The sequence below is a fragment of the Neoroseomonas lacus genome (assembly GCF_014644535.1).
Taxonomy (GTDB): Bacteria; Pseudomonadota; Alphaproteobacteria; order Acetobacterales; family Acetobacteraceae; genus Neoroseomonas; species Neoroseomonas lacus.
Genome location: NZ_BMKW01000011.1, coordinates 245,010 through 261,193, shown reverse-complemented (window position 1 = coordinate 261,193; position 16,184 = coordinate 245,010). Strand labels below are relative to the sequence as shown.

The 16,184-nt window shown below is 66.9% G+C and carries 14 protein-coding genes; 5 read left to right on the top strand and 9 right to left on the bottom strand.

Annotated features, from left to right (window positions below):
- Positions 1 to 191 precede the first annotated feature (191 nt).
- The 4 genes from IEY36_RS22000 to IEY36_RS21985 all read right to left on the bottom strand — a co-directional run bounded on the left by IEY36_RS22000 (position 192) and on the right by IEY36_RS21985 (position 2,876).
- Positions 192 to 1,163, bottom strand: a complete 972-nt coding sequence (locus IEY36_RS22000; RefSeq protein ID WP_188970863.1) for an NAD-dependent epimerase/dehydratase family protein — start codon at positions 1,161 to 1,163, stop codon at positions 192 to 194.
- Entirely contained in the window at positions 1,160 to 1,744 is a 585-nt protein-coding gene (locus IEY36_RS21995) for a D-sedoheptulose-7-phosphate isomerase (protein ID WP_229681493.1), read from the bottom strand. Before IEY36_RS21995 ends, IEY36_RS22000 begins: the two co-directional genes overlap by 4 nt.
- A 1-nt stretch (position 1,745) precedes the next feature.
- Positions 1,746 to 1,919: a hypothetical protein gene (locus IEY36_RS21990; RefSeq protein WP_188970859.1), complete on the bottom strand. Its 174-nt coding sequence runs from the start codon at positions 1,917 to 1,919 to the stop codon at positions 1,746 to 1,748.
- Positions 1,920 to 1,991: 72 nt separating this feature from the next.
- Positions 1,992 to 2,876, bottom strand: a complete 885-nt coding sequence (locus tag IEY36_RS21985) for a LysR family transcriptional regulator (RefSeq protein ID WP_188970857.1) — start codon at positions 2,874 to 2,876, stop codon at positions 1,992 to 1,994.
- Positions 2,877 to 2,995: 119 nt separating this feature from the next.
- On the opposite strand from IEY36_RS21985, the gene IEY36_RS21980 reads away from it, so the two are divergent.
- Positions 2,996 to 3,217, top strand: a complete 222-nt coding sequence (locus tag IEY36_RS21980) for a DUF1127 domain-containing protein (RefSeq protein ID WP_188970855.1) — start codon at positions 2,996 to 2,998, stop codon at positions 3,215 to 3,217.
- 110 nt (positions 3,218 to 3,327) lie between these two features.
- Here the strand turns inward: IEY36_RS21980 and cysE are convergent, their stop codons facing one another.
- Both cysE and IEY36_RS21970 read right to left on the bottom strand, forming a co-directional pair.
- Positions 3,328 to 3,981 carry a serine O-acetyltransferase gene (gene cysE, locus IEY36_RS21975; RefSeq protein WP_188970853.1) on the bottom strand — a complete coding sequence of 218 codons (654 nt, stop codon included), beginning with the start codon at positions 3,979 to 3,981 and terminating at the stop codon, positions 3,328 to 3,330.
- A gap of 22 nt (positions 3,982 to 4,003) precedes the next feature.
- Positions 4,004 to 5,026, bottom strand: coding sequence for a cysteine synthase A (locus tag IEY36_RS21970; RefSeq protein WP_373290342.1), 1,023 nt, complete (start codon positions 5,024 to 5,026; stop codon positions 4,004 to 4,006).
- A 209-nt stretch (positions 5,027 to 5,235) separates the two neighbouring features.
- On the opposite strand from IEY36_RS21970, the gene IEY36_RS21965 reads away from it, so the two are divergent.
- The 4 genes from IEY36_RS21965 (at position 5,236) to IEY36_RS21950 (ending at position 11,440) form a co-directional block, all read left to right on the top strand.
- Positions 5,236 to 5,979, top strand: a complete 744-nt coding sequence (locus tag IEY36_RS21965) for an ImuA family protein (protein ID WP_188970849.1) — start codon at positions 5,236 to 5,238, stop codon at positions 5,977 to 5,979.
- Positions 5,976 to 7,688: a Y-family DNA polymerase gene (locus IEY36_RS21960; RefSeq protein ID WP_308423195.1), complete on the top strand. Its 1,713-nt coding sequence runs from the start codon at positions 5,976 to 5,978 to the stop codon at positions 7,686 to 7,688. The genes IEY36_RS21965 and IEY36_RS21960 overlap by 4 nt, the downstream gene beginning before the upstream one ends.
- Complete coding sequence (locus tag IEY36_RS21955) at positions 7,685 to 10,909, top strand: error-prone DNA polymerase (RefSeq protein ID WP_188970845.1); 3,225 nt, start codon at positions 7,685 to 7,687, stop codon at positions 10,907 to 10,909. Before IEY36_RS21960 ends, IEY36_RS21955 begins: the two co-directional genes overlap by 4 nt.
- Before the next feature lie 66 nt (positions 10,910 to 10,975).
- A complete protein-coding gene (locus IEY36_RS21950) occupies positions 10,976 to 11,440 on the top strand; it encodes a hypothetical protein (RefSeq protein ID WP_188970843.1) in 465 nt (154 codons plus the stop codon).
- Here IEY36_RS21950 and IEY36_RS21945 read toward each other — a convergent pair.
- The 3 genes from IEY36_RS21945 to IEY36_RS21935 form a co-directional block, all read right to left on the bottom strand.
- Positions 11,400 to 13,373 (bottom strand): acetyl/propionyl/methylcrotonyl-CoA carboxylase subunit alpha, encoded by a 1,974-nt coding sequence (locus tag IEY36_RS21945; protein WP_308423194.1) that lies wholly within the window; start codon positions 13,371 to 13,373, stop codon positions 11,400 to 11,402. The two genes, IEY36_RS21950 and IEY36_RS21945, sit on opposite strands and share 41 nt — an antisense overlap.
- 17 nt (positions 13,374 to 13,390) lie before the next feature.
- Positions 13,391 to 14,935, bottom strand: coding sequence for a carboxyl transferase domain-containing protein (locus IEY36_RS21940; RefSeq protein WP_188970914.1), 1,545 nt, complete (start codon positions 14,933 to 14,935; stop codon positions 13,391 to 13,393).
- Between the two features lie 62 nt (positions 14,936 to 14,997).
- On the bottom strand, positions 14,998 to 16,170 hold the full coding sequence (locus IEY36_RS21935) for an isovaleryl-CoA dehydrogenase (protein ID WP_188970839.1): 1,173 nt from the start codon (positions 16,168 to 16,170) through the stop codon (positions 14,998 to 15,000).
- Positions 16,171 to 16,184 lie beyond the last annotated feature (14 nt).

The following is a 16,184-nucleotide window of genomic DNA, read 5'->3' as shown; positions in this document are numbered from 1 at the left end:
TTCCAAAACCGATTTTCTTGTCAAAGAACAAAACCAACCCGACCCGAGATAACCTCAGGGAGGTCACCATCAAACCGTTTCAGCTAACCCACCTTTCTCAGCGGGGCGAAGAACTTACCGGGTCATCCCCGTCTCGTCAACACCCTACATCGTCGGCGTGAGCGGGCTTTTATGGCCCTTCGATGACCCGGTCAACCCCTCTTTCGCCAAGAAAGAAACCATTCCGCAAAGCGAGGGATTCCGGCTTCGATCGGCGTACGCGGCTCGTAGCCACAAACGGCTCGGATCGCCTCGATATCCGCGAAGGTTTCCGGCACATCCGTGGCCGGCCGCGGAGTGTCGACCACCACGGCCCGCTGGCCCAACGCCTCTTCCAGCACGGCCACGAAGCGCCGCACTTCCACGCTGCGGTGATTCCCGATGTTCAGCAGCCGCGGATGCGCGGTCGGCGCCGGGCGATCGAGGCAACCCACCACCCCGGCCGCGATATCCTCCACGAACGTGAAGTCGCGCTTCAACCGCCCGGCATCATAGAGCGTGATCGGTCGCCCCTCGAGGATCGCCTCGGAGAACATCCACGGCGCCATATCCGGCCGTCCCCAGGGTCCATAGACCGTGAAGAACCTCAATCCGGTTTGCGGCAGGCCGAACAGATGGGCATAGGATTCACTGATGAGCTCGCCGGACCGCTTGGTCGCCGCATAAAGCGACACCGGATGGTCCACCCTGTCCGTCTCGGTGAAGGGTAGGTCGTGGTTCCCCCCATAGACGGAGGAGGAGGACGCATAGACCAAGTGCTCCAGCCGCTTCAGGCGCCGCGCCAGTTCCAGCACCACCAGATGACCCATCACGTTCGCCTGCACATAGGCGTAGGGGTCCACCAGCGAGTGCCGCACCCCTGGCTGGGCCGCGAGATGGACGATTCGCGTCACCTCCGCCTGGCTTTCGGCTAGGTCCAGCATCGCCTCCCGATCCGCGACATCGATCGCGAGGAAGCGAAATCCCGGCTGCGCCTCCAGCCGCGCCAACCGGGCCCGCTTCAGCCCGACATCGTAATAAGGATTCAGATTGTCGATGCCGATCACGCGATCGCCGCGTGCCAGCAGGGCCTCGGCCACATGCATGCCGATGAAGCCGGCCGCGCCGGTCAGCAACACTGTCATGAGCGGACCATGCGGTCTTCGAGCAATTCCAGCACCGCATGCCCCAAGGTGATGTGCGCTTCCTGAATACGGGCCGTCACCTCGCTCGGGATAATCAACGGATGGTCGCACAGTGCCTTGGCCGGCCCACCATCGCCCCCCAGCAGACCGACCGTCACGATCCCCATGCCGCGCGCCCTCTCCAGTGCCCGCAGCACGTTGGGCGACTTGCCGCTGGTGGTGATGCCGAACAGCACATCCCCCCTCCGACCCAGGCCGGAGAGCGGCCGCGCGAACACCTCGTCGAATCCGTAGTCGTTGCCGCCCGCGGTCAATGCCGTCGGGTCGAGGGTCAGGGCGATTGCCGGCCAGGAGGGCCGCTCGACCTTCGACCGCAGCCGCACCAGCCATTCCGTCGCCAGATGCTGCGCATCCGCCGCACTACCGCCATTGCCACAGAAGAAGAGCTTCCCTCCGGCGCGCATCGATGCCTCGCAGGCATCGACGACACCAATCACCGAACCCGCCCCTTCATTGGCGAGCCGGTGCCGCAGGGCGGCCCCCTCCTCCATGATCGCCGCGAAACGGGCAGCCTCGCTCATCTCAGCCATCCGCCGTAATGCCCTTGGCGCGGATCACGCGCGCCCCTTGATCGACTTCGGAACCGAGGAAGCAGCTGCAGATCTCGGGGGAGGATGCCAGCCCATCGCTGCCCTGGTCCGCGAACCTAGCCTTCACATCGGAGCCGGTCAGGGCCATCAGCCTACGGCGATCCATGCGCCAGCCTCCCGAAACTGTTCGGGCTCGGATCGGAGCCCAATAGGGCAATGACATGCTGGCCTTCGCCGCTCAAGCCTGCGTCACCGCCGCTTCGGCGAAGCCGGCGCGAATCGCCTCAGCCAAGGTCTCCACCACGGGTCCGCCGCCACCACCCGTCACCAGGATGATCGCAAAATCGGGCAGTGGCGGCATGCCGTCCTCGGGCCCGAGGAAGCGCAGGCCTGGCGGCAGTGGCCCCGGCAGACCAATGGTCACCGCCAGCCCCGCCAGCGCCGGGGCCAAGGTTCCGGCCTGGGAGGTGCTGGTATAGGCGACGCGCCACGGGATCTCCGCCGCATCGAGGGCGCGCACCGCGGCACGATGCCAGACGCAACTCGGCTGGGCGGTCGCGAGCGGCATGGGTGAACGCCGATGCGCGGCATGGTTCGATGAACCGATCCAGCGCAGCCCGGCCTGCCACAGCGGCTGCCCCACCATCCCCGCCCGCTCATTCCCACCCGACAGCAGGGTCAGGTCGATCTCGTCGCGCTCCAGTCGCTCCACCAATTCATTGGACGGCGCACAGGTGACAACCACTTCGACGGCGGGATGCACCTCGGCGAAGCGGGCCAGGATACCCGGCAGCCAGCGCAGCGCGTAGTCATCCGGCGTGCCGAGCCTGACCGTCCCGGAGACCGTCGGTGAGCGGAAGGTGGCGAAGATCTCGTCATGCATAGCGAGCAGCCGCTTCGCCCGCTCCAGCAGCCAAGCCCCATGCGGCGTGGTCTCCACCCCACGTGGACCGCGCAGCAGGAGCGACTGGCCGAGCGTCTCCTCCAATCGGCGGATCTGCATGGAAATAGCGGATTGAGTGCGCCCCACGGCATTGGCGGCCCGGGTGAAAGACCCGCCCTCGGCGATCAGCACGAAGGAGCGCAGCAAATCGGGATCGATGCCCGGGGGTATGGCCAGCATGGGGATGCCCTCCAGTCCCATTGATCAACAATATTGATGTTTACCGTCAAGCGATTTCGTTTTCCTGATGCGTGCGGCGGCTACATCTTCCTTGCAGGCGCATTCAGGAGGATCGCCCCATGACGACACGCACCCTGCCCGCTTCCCAGACGCTTCAGACCGCTGCCGCACAAGGCCCGACTTGGCTCACTTGGCTGCGCCGCGCCTTCGAGGCCATCGAGACCCGCCGCCATCTGGCCGAGATGGATCGCCGCATGCTGGCCGATATCGGCATCAGCCGATCCGAGGCGCTGGAAGAAGCCACCCGCGCGCCGTGGGACTTGATGCCACGTCGGCGCTGAAGCGCGCCTCAATCGATCAGGCCGGATAGGTTGCGGCCTGCCCTCCACCCAGTCCCATCGCAGGGGGTTCGGATCGGGGGCGGGCCGTTTCCATGTGAGGTCCCGCCGGGTCAGCGGGCAGTTTCGGGATGCCGCTCCAACTCGGCAACGCGGGTCCTGAGCGTGGCGAGTTCCGTCCTCATCGCGGCAAGCTGTTCACCGACGGGATCATCCTCGGGGTCGGTCAAACCGTAGCCCACGGTCGGGTCGGCACAGGGCGAGCCCGCCGGCGGCCGCGCCGGAATGCCGACCACGGTGCAATTCGGCGCGACATCCTTCGTCACCACGGCATTGGCGCCAATGCGCGCCCCATCACCGACCAGGATCGGTCCGAGTACCTGCGCCCCCGCCCCGATCGCGACGCCATTGCCGATCGTCGGGTGCCGCTTGCCCGGGCTGCCCGACAGCCCGCCCAACGTAACGCCGTGATAGATCAGCACATCGTCGCCGATCTCCGCCGTCTCCCCGATGACCACGCCCATGCCGTGGTCGATGAAGAAGCGCCGGCCGATCTGTGCGCCGGGGTGGATCTCAATCCCGGTCAGGAAGCGACCGATATGGGAGACGAAGCGCGCCAGGCCCTTCAGCCCCATCCGCCACAGCCCGTGCGCCATGCGGTGCCAGACCACGGCATGCAGCCCGGCATAGCAGAGGATCGTCTCCGGCCAGGACGGCCGGGCTGGGTCACGGTTGCGGATGGTGCGGGCGAGCTCGATCACTTCCATGGATGCCCCCGAGGAGAACGCGTCAGGCGAGCCAGGACGGCACGGGCAGGCCCTTGCCGCGCAGGAATTCAGGATTGAACAGCTTGGACTGGTACCGGGCGCCGCCGTCGCACAGCAGGGTCACGACCCGGTGCCCCGGCCCGAGCGCCTTGGCCACCTTGATGGCCGCCGCGACATTCACACCAGCCGAACCGCCGATCGAAATGCCTTCATGGATCTGCAGGTCGAACACCTGTTCGAGCGCTTCCTCATCCGTCACCTGCACGGCGTCGTCGATCAGCGCGCGGTCAGGTTCGAGGTTACCCGGCACGCGGGCGGCCTGGCCGATGCCCTCGGTGATGGAATTGCCTTCGGCCTTCAGCGTGCCGGTCTTCACCCAGGAATACAGCGCACTGCCCATCGGGTCGGCGAGCACGATGCGTACCCCGGCCTTCCGCGCCTTTAGCGCGCGGGCAACGCCGGCGAGCGACCCGCCCGTGCCGCAGGAACAGGTGAAGGCATCGACCTGGCCATCGGTCTGGGTCCAGATCTCGGGACCGGTTGTCGCCTCATGCGCCGCACGGTTCGCCGTATTGTCGAACTGATTGGCGTGGACAGCGCTCATCTCCTCCGCCAGGCGGCGGCTGTAATGGACGTAGTTGCCGGGGTCGGAATAAGGCTTGGCCGGGATCAGGCGCAGATCGGCGCCGATCATACGCAGGAAGTCGATCTTCTCGCGGCTCTGCGTCTCCGGCACCACGATCACCGCCCGGTAGCCGCGGGCATTGGCCACCAGGGTGATGCCAATGCCTGTATTGCCCGCGGTGCCTTCGACAATGGTGCCCGGCTTGCCGGGGGTAAGTAGCCCGCGTTTTTCGGCGTCAAGGATGATGCCGAGCCCGGCGCGGTCCTTCACTGACCCACCGGGGTTCATGAACTCCGCCTTGCCGAGGATCTCGCAGCCCGTCGCCTCACTGGCCCGGCGCAGGCGGATCAGCGGCGTGTTGCCGACCGCGCCCTCGAAGCCGTCCACGATGCCGCTGGCAGAGGGCTGGATTGCATCCATCATGGGGCGTTCCTTCGCACGAATATCCTTTCATGGTCGGGTGCCGCGATAGGTTGAACAAGGGGCAGGAAACCCTTTCTCCTGAATGGCTTGCTGGCAGAAATCCTTGGCCTGCATGGCGCATTCAAAGCGAAAACCTCCACAGACCTTGACCTTGGGCCGGTCGATACGAGAACATAGAGCGAACATTAGCGGCCCTCCCCCCGGCCATGTCCACTCCCCCGACCCAAGCCCCGCTCGACCGCCCCGCCCTGATCTCCGCGCTGCGCGCCCGCATTGCGCGGATGGAGCGCGCTGGCGCATCCGAAGCCCTGGCGGCACGGGGCGAGAATGCCATCCCCCTCGCCGCAGCCATTGATGCCGGCCTGCCCTGGGGTGGCCTGCCGCGCGCCGCCCTGCATGAGATCCTCGCCGCCGAGCCAGGCGCGGCCGCCGGTTTCGCAGCGCTGGTGCTGGCACGTGCCGGCGGCACCGTGCTGTGGATTGCTCCGGAACCCGATGCCTGGCCGCCGGGCCTCGCCCGTTTTGGCCTTTCCCCTGCCCAGCTCGTGCTGGTGCGCGCACCGCGCCGGCAGGACGCGCTCTGGGCCATGGAGGAAACCCTGCGCTGTTCGGCCGTCGGCGCTGCGTTGCTGGTGGCCGACGAACTCGACCTGACCGCCGCCCGCCGTCTGCAACTCGCCGCCGAAGCCGGTGGCGTGCTCGGTCTGCTGCTGCGGCCGGATGAGGACAGCGCGGCGCCGACCGCCGCCCTGACCCGTTGGCGAATCGGCGCCATCGCCTCCGACAGCCAGAGCGCGCATGAACTCGGCGACCCGGCCTGGAGCCTCGACCTGCTGCGCTGTCGCGGGGGGCGCGGCGGCGCTTGGCGCGCCACCTGGCATGAAGGCCAAGCCAATCTGGTGACGGAGGATGGGGCGAGGCGCAACGCCCCGGCGCGGAGGCGGGCATGAGGCGGCGTTGCTGCGGGCCGCCGCGTTTGGGCATGCCGCCGGGGGACGATCCCACGGTCTCCCCAACCGGCGGCCGACATGCCCCCAGCGCGCCGGATGATTTGCTGGCTTCTCTGGAGGGCACCGTACGCGGCTCCGTTGTCGCGACCACGCCCGCCTCGCGCTTACAGGCCAGGGAGGCCTCTACCTCTCCGTTGGGGCTCCATTGGGCAGAACCCTCCGCTGCCCCGACACCACGCCGTATCCTCGCCCTCCTCCTCCCACGCTTTCGCGTTGAGCGCCTGCGCCGCCCCGGTCCGGTCGCCGTCTGGGCACAGCACGGATCGCGTCGGCATGTCGTGTCAGTGAGTGCCGAAGCCGAAGCGGCCGGGCTACGGGAAGGCCAGGCGCTCGCGGATGCCCAGGCAATCCTGCCGGAGGTGATGCTGGCGCCGGAGGATCCAGCCGGGGATGCCGCCGCGCTGGAACGGCTGGCGCTTTGGGCGCTGCGCTTCACGCCACTGGTCGGGCTGGAAGGCGATGACGGGCTGGTGCTCGACATCACCGGCGTGGAGCATTTGTTCGGCGGCGAGGCCGCCATGCGGTCGGAAGTGCTGGGGCGGCTGGCCCGCATGGGCCTATCGGCCATCGGCGCCGTGGCGGGCGCGGCCGGCGTGGCGGTCGCGCTGGTGCGGGCCGGCTGGAGCGGCCTGGTGCCGCCGGGGCGGGAGCAGGCAACGGTCGCACCGCTGTCATTGGCCGCCCTCAATCTCCAACCGGCGCTGGTGAGCGCCCTGCAGGGCCTCGGGCTTCGGGATGTCGGCAGCGTGGCGGCGCAGCCGCGGGCCGGGCTGGTGCGGCGCTTCGGCGCCGGGCTGGCACGCAGCCTGGACGAGGCACTGGGCCATGCCACGCGGCCGATCGCACCGATTCGCCCGCCACCCGAAATGGCCGTGTCGCGGGACTTCGCCGATCCGGTGGTGACGCGGGAGGGGATCGAGGCCGCCCTCGGCGGCCTGCTGGACGATCTATGCCGCGCCTTGCGGGATACCGGGCTCGGCGCCCGGCGGATGCTGCTGCGGACATCCCGGGTGGATGGCGCGGTGCAGGAAATCGCGATCGGCACCGGCCTGGCCTCGCGCGACCCGGCGCATCTCATGCGGCTGTTCCATGGGAAACTGGAAAGTCTCGCACCGGAATGCGGCTTCGACCGGGTCACGCTCGAAGCGCCGGTGACCGATTCGCTGACCGGGGTGCAGGGTGGATTGGGCACGGCCGGGCGCATGACGCGGCGGGAAGAACTGGCGCAGCTGATCGACCGCCTGTCGCAACGGGTCGCCGTCTGGCGGCTGGCGCCGCAGGCCTCCCACTGGCCCGAACGGGCGGTCCGCCGCATCGATGCCTTCGAGCCGATGGAGACGCCGGAAAGCTGGGCCGTCCGGCCGCGCCCGGTCCGGCTGCTCCGCCGGCCACCTTATATAGCGGCCGTGGCATTGCTGCCGGATGCACCACCCTCCCTGCTGCGGATCGGGCGGCAGGCCTTGCGCGTGGTCCGTGCCGAGGGACCGGAGCGTTTTGAACCCGAATGGTGGCGCGACCGGTCGGGCCGTAAGTTGCGCGACTACTACCGGGTCGAACTGGTGTCCGGCGCGCGCCTGTGGGTCTGCCGCATCGGCCTGGCTGAAGCCGGGACGGAAGCGCGCTGGGCCCTGCATGGCCATTTGCCATGACCGAATTCACCGAGCTCGGCGCGCTGACCAACTTCTCCTTCCTGCGTGGAGCGTCGCATCCGCATGAATTGGCCGCGGCGGCTAAGGCGCTTGGCCATGCCGCGATCGGCGTGGCGGACCGCAATGCCTTCGCCAGCGTGGTGCGGGCGCATGTGGCGGCACGGGAACATGGCCTGCGCTTCCTGCCCGGCACGCGTCTCTGCCTGACCGATGGCAGCGAGTACCTGGCTTGGCCAACTGATCGCACTGCCTGGGGGCGGCTGACGCGGCTGCTCTCGGCAGGGCGGATGGCATCGCCGAAGGGCGAATGCCGCATCGGTCGCGACGCGCTGATCGCCCATGCCTCAGGCAGTGTGATGGCGATGATCGCGCCGGACGAAGGCGGCGATGACTTCGCAGCCCGGCTGCGCGCCGATGCCATGGCGTTGCGGCCGCACCTCGCCTTGCCGCTGTTCTGTGCCGTCTCGCATCGCTTTCGCGGCGACGACCGGCGGCGACTCGATGCGCTGGTGCGGCTTGGCGTACCGCTGCTCGCCGCCGGCGGCACGCGGTATCACACCCCGGCACGGCGGCGCCTCGCGGACGTGCTCACCGCCATCCGTCTCCGCACCACGGTCGATGCGCTTGGCTTCGCAGCCGAAGCGAACGCCGAGGCACATCTGAAACCACCCGCCGAAATGCTGCGGCTGTTCCATGGCCATGAGGAGGCCGTCGCCAACACGCAACGCGTGGTGAAGGCCTGCCACTTCAGCCTCGATGAGCTGCGTTACGAGTATCCGCAGGAGGTCCTCGATGTCGGCCGCACGGCGCAGCAGACACTGCAAGCGCGCATCGCCGAGGCACTGGCTTCCCGTTGGCCGGATGGCCCTTCGGCGAAGCTGCGTCGGCTGCTTGACGAGGAACTCGCGCTGATCTCGCAGCTCGACTACGCGCCGTATTTCCTCACGGTGCATGAGATCGTCCGTTTCGCGGCGAGCAAGGGCATCCTGTTCCAGGGGCGCGGCTCGGCGGCGAATTCGGCGGTCTGCTACGTGCTCGGCATCACCGCTGCGGACGTCGAGACACATGACCTGCTCTTCGCCCGCTTCCTCTCGACCGCGCGCAATGAACCGCCCGACATCGACGTGGATTTCGAGCATGAGCGACGCGAGGAGGTGATCCAGCACATCTATGAACGCTACGGCCGCGAGCGCGCCGCACTTTGCGCCACGCTCGCGCGCTACCGTCCGCGCAGCGCGATCCGGGAAGTCGGCAAGGCGCTTGGCCTGACCGAGGATGTCACGGCGGGGCTCGCCAAATCCGTCTGGGGTCCACGCGGGGATCGCGACATGACGGAGGTCGCCGCGGAACAGGGTCTGGACGCAGCGGGGGATCCGCGGCTTGCCATGGCGCTGGAGCTTGCGGAGGAGATCCAGGACTTTCCCCGCCATCTCTCCACCCATGTCGGCGGCTTCGTGATCACCGAAGGGCCGCTCGTCGAACTCGCCGTCGTGTCCAATGCGTCGATGGCGGACCGCACCACCCTCGAATGGGACAAGGACGACATCGAGGCACTGCGCATGTTGAAGGTGGATGTGCTCGGCCTCGGCATGCTGACCTGCCTGAGGCGTGGCTTCGAGCTGATCGAACGGCATCATGGCAAGCGCATCCGGCTGCCCGACCTGAAGCCCACGGACCCGAGGGTCTATGACATGCTGTGCAAGGCGGACGCGATCGGCGTCTTCCAGGTGGAAAGCCGCGCGCAGATGAACATGCTGCCGCGCCTGAAGCCACGAGAATTCTATGACCTGGTGGTGGAGGTGGCGATCGTCCGGCCTGGGCCGATCCAGGGCGATATGGTGCATCCCTATCTGCGCCGCCGCGACGGGCTTGAAGATGCGACCATCCCCTCTCCGACCGATGGCGACCCGGATGAGTTGAGGGCCGTGCTGAAGCACACTTTCGGCGTGCCACTGTTCCAGGAACAGGCCATGCGCATCGCCATCGTCGCCGCCGGCTTCACGCCGACCGAGGCGGATGCGCTGCGCCGCTCCATGGCGACCTTCCGCGACGAGGGCAAGGTCGCGGCGTTCCGCGAGAAGTTCATCGCCGGCATGCATCGGCGCGGCTATCCGCAGGATTTCGCTGAACGATGCTTCCAGCAGATCGAGGGGTTCGGCAGCTATGGCTTCCCCGAAAGCCACGCCATGTCCTTCGCTCTGCTGGTCTATGCCAGCGCCTGGGTGAAGTGCCATCACCCGGCCGTCTTCGCCTGCGCGCTGCTGAACAGCCAGCCGATGGGCTTTTACGCGCCGGCACAGATCGTGCGGGATGCGCGGAACCATCGCGTGCAGATCCGGCCGATCGACGCCAACCACAGCGACTGGGACTGCACGCTGGAAGCCGCGCCGGGCAGCGCGGAAGGGCTGGCGCTGCGGCTTGGTCTTCGGTTGGTCTCGGGACTGTCGCAGGACGTCGTGACGAACCTTGCAAAGGAACGCGCGGCGAGGGGCGCCTTCGTCTCGATCGCCGACCTCGCGCGCCGCGCGCCGATCGACCGCAGCGCGCTGGAAGCGCTGGCCGGAGCGGATGCTTTTCGCGGCCTTGGTCGCGATCGACGTGCCGCGCTCTGGGATACTGCGGCACTGTCGGCCCCCGCGCCGCCGCTCGCCGCACATGAAGGCGCCGAGACGGCGCCACGCCTGCCGCGCGCGACGGCCGGTGAGCAGACGGTGCTCGACTATGCCGGCACGGGGCTGACGCTGCGCGCCCATCCGATGAAACTGTTGCGGTCGCAGCTGGATGCGCTGGGCCTTGCCGACACGCGTGCCCTGGCCGCCGCGCCGCAGGGTCGTTCGCTGTGGCTGCCAGGCCTAGTACTGGTGAGGCAGCGCCCCGGCAGCGCCAAGGGTGTGGTGTTCTTCACCATCGAGGACGAGCACGGCATCGCCAACCTGATCATGTATCCTGACATCGCGGAGCGCTTCCGCGCCACGGTCGTCGCCGCAAAGCTGATTCTCGCGGAGGGAACCGTGGAGCGGCACGACACTTCCGAAGTCCCCATCATCCACCTGCTGGTTCGCCGGGTCAGTGACCGCACGGACCTTCTGGCGACGCTGCATCACCTGGACGAAGCGCGTTGGGACGGCGCCATGGCACGCGCGGATGAGGTCCAGCATCCGGACTACCGCCGCGATACCCAGCCCAGGTTGCGCCTGCCGTCGAGCCGGGATTTTCATTGATGAAAGAGTTGTTGCGACTCATTCTCACTTGCGCTACCCCTGGCGGACGCAGCGAGAGGACCTCACATGGCGATCAGCGGACTTCCCGACTGGCCCTGGGCCGGCGCCGCGACAGACGACCTGCCTCCCCAGGAACGCCTACTGCTGGATGCCCTGCGCGCCTGGCACGCCGCGGCGCGCGCCGGCACGCCGCCCCTGCCGGCCGCCGCGATGATCCTGGCGACGGAGGATGCCGGCTTCAGCGCCCTGCCCCTCGATGCCCTGCTGCGCGTCGCGCCGATCGCCGCGGGCTGTCCTCTTTGCCCACGTGTGGCGCCGCAGGAGGCGGCCTTGTTGTTGGCCTGCGCACTGGCCCAGCGCGGCGCACGCAGCGAGGCGCTTGCCGCCCTGCTGCGCCTTCTGCCGTTGCAGTCCGCTTATGGCGCCATGCCCATGGCGCTTCATCTCGGCTGTGCCTTTCGACGCGCCGGGCTGTTGCTGCGCCACCCGATCAGGGAGGCGATGCGCCCTCGCCCGGCGACGCGAGGGTGATGATCTCTGTCCCCTCCTCCACGCTATCGCCCGCGGCACAGCCGACATGGGTGACGATTCCATCCGCCGGCGCGGTGATCCGCAGTTCCGTCTTCATCGCTTCAAGAATCGCGATCACCTGACCACGCGCGACGCGGTCGCCGACGGTCACCAACAACTGCACGACACGACCGGGGATTGGCACTGAGAGCCGCCCTTCCGCCGCGGTCTCTCCACCCTGTGGAGCATAGGGGTCGATCAGGTGGAGAACGTAGTCACCACCCGCAAAAGACAGTCCAACGACGTCGTCATCGAGCATAATGGCCGCCGGATACCAGACGCCATCAACGCAAGTCCGCGGCACGAACGCGGGATCAGCTGCGATGCGGATCGGTGGTTCGTCATCCACCAATGCCTCGACGCTGCCGCGGCGCTCGCGCAGTCGGATGCGGCGCAGCCGAACCGCATCACGCACCAGCAGCAGGTGCTCGGCCGCATCGAACAGACGGAAAGCGTGGCACTGATCCCAAGGCGAGGCACTTGCCGCGTCGCGTCGCAATCGCTCCAGATACACGGCGGCGAAACCGGCGAGTGCAACGGTCGGAGCCTCCTGCGGTGGCGGGATCAACGCCGCCTTATGCCGGGCGATGAAGCCGGTATCGAGTTCCGCAGCCCCCATCGCCGGATGTGACACCAAGCGGCGCAGGAAGGCGAGGTTGGTCGTCAGTCCGCCGAGTTGCGTTTGCGCAAGCGTAGCCGCCAACCGGTGCAGCGCCGTCGCGCGGTCGCTCCCGGCGGCGATAACCTTGGCGATCATCGGATCGTAATGCGGCGTGATCGCATCGCCGCCGCGCACGCCGGTGTCGGTGCGGACCTGACTGGTCGGCGCAGGCATCGCGAAACGTCGGAGCGTCCCGACGGAGGGCCGGAAATCCTGGCCCGGATCCTCGGCATAAAGTCGAACCTCCACAGCATGACCCTCCGCCTGCGGTGGCCAATGTTCCGGCAAGGATTCGCCAACCGCGACGCGCAATTGCCACTCCACCAGATCGAGATCGGTGATCATCTCGGTTACCGGATGCTCGACCTGCAACCGGGTATTCATCTCCATGAAGAAGGCGTCCTCGCCCTCGACGATGAACTCGACCGTGCCGGCATTCACATAGCCAACAGCACGTGCCGCCGCGATCGCCGCCACATGCAATCGGTCGCGCAGCGCATCGGACAGGCCGGGCGCGGGCGCCTCCTCCAGCACTTTCTGGTGACGGCGCTGCACCGAACAATCCCGCGTGTGCAGATGCACCGTTCGCCCGGCTTGATCAGCGAAGACCTGCACTTCCACATGGCGCGGCTTCTGGAGATAGCGCTCGAGCAGTACGCGATCGTCACCAAAGGCAGCCTTTGCCTCCCGCCGTGCGCCCGCAAGTTCGTCGAGGAAATCGGCTGCGCTGAAGACCGGGCGCATCCCCTTCCCGCCGCCGCCCGCACTCGCCTTGATCAGGACGGGAAAGCCGATGCGTGCGGCTTCAGCGGCGAGGCACTCCGCGGACTGATCCTCACCGTGATAGCCGGGCACGACCGGCACCCCGGCCGCGACCATCAGCGCCTTGGATTCCGCCTTGCTGCCCATCGCCCGGATCGCAGCGCCGGGCGGGCCGATGAACGCAATCCCCGCCGCGGCACAGGCGTCGGCAAAGTCCGCATTCTCCGAGAGGAAACCATAGCCGGGATGAATTGCCTCGGCACCGGTGGCGCGTGCCACCTCGATGATGCGATCCGCCCGCAGATACGAGTCACGCGCCGCGGCGGGGCCGATCGGATGCGCCTCATTCGAGAGGGCAACATGCATCGCTCCTGCATCAGCCTCGCTGAACACCGCAATGCAGCGGATACCCATGCGTTGCGCCGTGCGCATGATACGACACGCTATCTCGCCGCGATTGGCGACCAGCAAGGTTCGGAACATCCCGGTCACATGCGGAACACGCCAAAGCGTGTCTCCTCGATTGGAGCATTCATCGCCGCCGACATGGCGAGGCCAAGAACATCACGCGTATCAGCGGGATCAATGATGCCGTCATCCCAAAGGCGCGCGGTTGCGTAATACGGATCGCCCTCCCGCTCGTACTTTTCGCGGACGGGTGCCTTGAAGGCCTCCTCGGCCTCAGCGCTCCAGTTATCGCCGCGCGCCTCGATATTGTCCCGCCGGAGCGTCGCCAGCACACTCGCCGCCTGCTCGCCGCCCATGACAGAGATGCGCGAGTTGGGCCAGGTGAACAGGAACCGCGGCGAATAGGCTCGACCACACATGCCGTAATTGCCTGCGCCGAAGGAACCACCTGTGATGACGGTGAATTTCGGCACATTGGCCGAGGCAACGGCGGTGACAAGCTTCGCCCCGTCCTTCGCGATGCCACCCGCTTCGTATTTTCGTCCTACCATGAAGCCGGCAATATTCTGCAGGAACAGCAACGGAATGCCGCGCTGGCAGCACAGCTCCACAAAATGCGCACCCTTCTGGGCGGATTCCGAGAAGAGGATGCCGTTATTGGCAAGAATGCCGACCGGCATGCCCCAGATGCGCGCAAAGCCACAAACCAACGTCGTTCCGTAGCGATGCTTGAACTCGTCGAGTTCGGAGCCATCCACGATCCGGGCGATGATCTCCCGAGCGTCGAACGGCGTCCGCAGATCGGGCGGAATGATGCCATGCAGTTCCGCCGGATCGTGGCGCGGTGGTCGCGGAGCACGCACCTCCAGCGTTGCCCGCGTTGCAGCCCCCAAATTGCCAACGATGCGTCTGACCATGCCAAGTGCGTGCATGTCATCGGCCGCATAATGGTCTGCCACGCCCGAAAGGCGCGTATGCACATCCGCGCCGCCAAGATCCTCCGCGCTGACGACCTCGCCCGTCGCTGCCTTCACCAATGGCGGGCCGGCGAGAAAGATCGTGCCCTGCTCGCGCACGATCACGGCCTCGTCGCACATGGCTGGGACATAAGCGCCGCCCGCTGTACAAGAGCCCAACACAGCTGCGATCTGCGCGATGCCTGTACCGGACATGCGCGCCTGATTGTAGAAAATGCGGCCGAAATGATCTCGATCGGGGAAGATCTCGTCCTGGTTCGGCAGGTTCGCCCCGCCGGAATCAACCAGGTAGATGCAAGGCAGCCGGTTCTGCGCCGCGATCTCCTGGGCGCGGAGGTGCTTCTTGACGGTCATCGGGAAATAGGTGCCGCCCTTCACGGTGGCATCATTGGCGACAATGACGCATTCACGACCGGCAACGCGCCCGATGCCCGTGATCATTCCTGCGCCGGGCACTTCTCCGCCGTACATCCCATAAGCCGCGAGCGGAGACAGTTCGAGAAACGGCGCCCCCTGATCGAGCAACCGCTCGACCCGTTCACGTGGCAGCAGTTTGCCGCGCGCGACGTGCTTCTCCCTTGCTGCTGGCGGTCCACCCGCCGCAGCGACATGGGCGCGTTCCGCAAGGCTGTCGAGGAGCCCGCGCATCGTCGCGGCATTGGCACGGAATTCCGCCGAACGCGGATCGACAGAGGAGGAGAGGATGTGGCTCACGCCGTTTCCTTGAAGAGTTCGCGGCCGATCAGCATGCGGCGGATTTCACTGGTGCCGGCGCCGATCTCATAGAGCTTCGCATCGCGCAGCAGCCGCCCGGTCGCATTGTCATTGATATATCCATTGCCTCCCAGGATCTGGATGGCGTCAAGCGAGGCCTTGGTCGCCGCTTCCGCCGCGAACAGAATCGCACCGGCCGAATCCTTGCGCGAGGTGCGTCCCTGATCACAGGCGCGCGCCACGGCATAGACATAGGCACGACAGGCGCTGAGCTGCGTGTACATATCGGCGAGCTTGGCCTGAATCAGTTGGAACTCGCCGATCGCCTGTCCGAATTGCTTGCGCTCATGGACATAGGGAACGACCAGGTCCAGGCAGGCCTGCATGATGCCCAGCGGTCCCGCGGCGAGAACCGCACGTTCATAGTCGAGCCCCGACATCAGGACGCGAACGCCGCCGCCCACCTGACCGAGAACATTTTCTTCCGGCACCTCGCAATCTTCGAACACCAGTTCGCTGGTGGGCGAACCGCGCATGCCCAGCTTGTCGAGCTTTTGCGCCGGCCGGAAACCCTTGAAATCCCGCTCCACGATGAAGGCGGTGATGCCCTTTGGCCCCGCGCCTGGATCGGTCTTGGCGTACACCACGATCGTCTCGGCATAATGTGCGTTGGTGATCCACATCTTGGTGCCGTTCAGCACATAACGGTCACCACGCTTATCGGCTCGCAGCTTCATGCTGATCACGTCGCTGCCTGCCCCGGGCTCACTCATCGCCAGAGCGCCCAGATGCTCACCGGAAATGAGTTTTGGCAGGTAGCGGCGCTTCTGGTCCTCCGTGCCGCAGCGGCGAATCTGGTTCACGCAAAGGTTGGAATGCGCACCATAGGAGAGGCCGACAGAGGCGGAAGCGCGGCTTACCTCCTCCATCGCAACGCAATGGGCGACATAGCCCATATTGGCGCCGCCATACTCCTCCTCGACCGTGATGCCATGCAGTCCAAGGGCGCCCATCTCAGGCCACAGATGCCGCGGGAATTCGTCCGTGCGGTCGATCTCGGCGGCGATCGGCGCGATGCGTTCATCGGCGAAGGAACGGACGCTGTCGCGCAGCATATCCACCTCGTCGCCGAGATTGAAATCGAGCGTCGGAATCTGGTTCGCGGGCATAGGGTCACCTCGCC

What these genes read in the sequence shown, in the direction of transcription:
- IEY36_RS21965 (WP_188970849.1), top strand. Translation starts at nt 5,236, where the DNA reads ATGTCCACTCCCCCGACCCAAGCCCCGCTCGACCGCCCCGCCCTGATC.
- IEY36_RS22000 (WP_188970863.1), bottom strand. Translation starts at nt 1,163, where the DNA reads ATGACAGTGTTGCTGACCGGCGCGGCCGGCTTCATCGGCATGCATGTG.
- IEY36_RS21960 (WP_308423195.1), top strand. Translation starts at nt 5,976, where the DNA reads ATGAGGCGGCGTTGCTGCGGGCCGCCGCGTTTGGGCATGCCGCCGGGG.
- IEY36_RS21995 (WP_229681493.1), bottom strand. Translation starts at nt 1,744, where the DNA reads ATGAGCGAGGCTGCCCGTTTCGCGGCGATCATGGAGGAGGGGGCCGCC.
- cysE (WP_188970853.1), bottom strand. Translation starts at nt 3,981, where the DNA reads ATGGAAGTGATCGAGCTCGCCCGCACCATCCGCAACCGTGACCCAGCC.
- IEY36_RS21985 (WP_188970857.1), bottom strand. Translation starts at nt 2,876, where the DNA reads ATGCTGGCCATACCCCCGGGCATCGATCCCGATTTGCTGCGCTCCTTC.
- IEY36_RS21940 (WP_188970914.1), bottom strand. Translation starts at nt 14,935, where the DNA reads ATGCGCGGGCTCCTCGACAGCCTTGCGGAACGCGCCCATGTCGCTGCG.
- IEY36_RS21955 (WP_188970845.1), top strand. Translation starts at nt 7,685, where the DNA reads ATGACCGAATTCACCGAGCTCGGCGCGCTGACCAACTTCTCCTTCCTG.
- IEY36_RS21950 (WP_188970843.1), top strand. Translation starts at nt 10,976, where the DNA reads ATGGCGATCAGCGGACTTCCCGACTGGCCCTGGGCCGGCGCCGCGACA.
- IEY36_RS21990 (WP_188970859.1), bottom strand. Translation starts at nt 1,919, where the DNA reads ATGGATCGCCGTAGGCTGATGGCCCTGACCGGCTCCGATGTGAAGGCT.
- IEY36_RS21980 (WP_188970855.1), top strand. Translation starts at nt 2,996, where the DNA reads ATGACGACACGCACCCTGCCCGCTTCCCAGACGCTTCAGACCGCTGCC.
- IEY36_RS21935 (WP_188970839.1), bottom strand. Translation starts at nt 16,170, where the DNA reads ATGCCCGCGAACCAGATTCCGACGCTCGATTTCAATCTCGGCGACGAG.
- IEY36_RS21970 (WP_373290342.1), bottom strand. Translation starts at nt 5,026, where the DNA reads ATGGATGCAATCCAGCCCTCTGCCAGCGGCATCGTGGACGGCTTCGAG.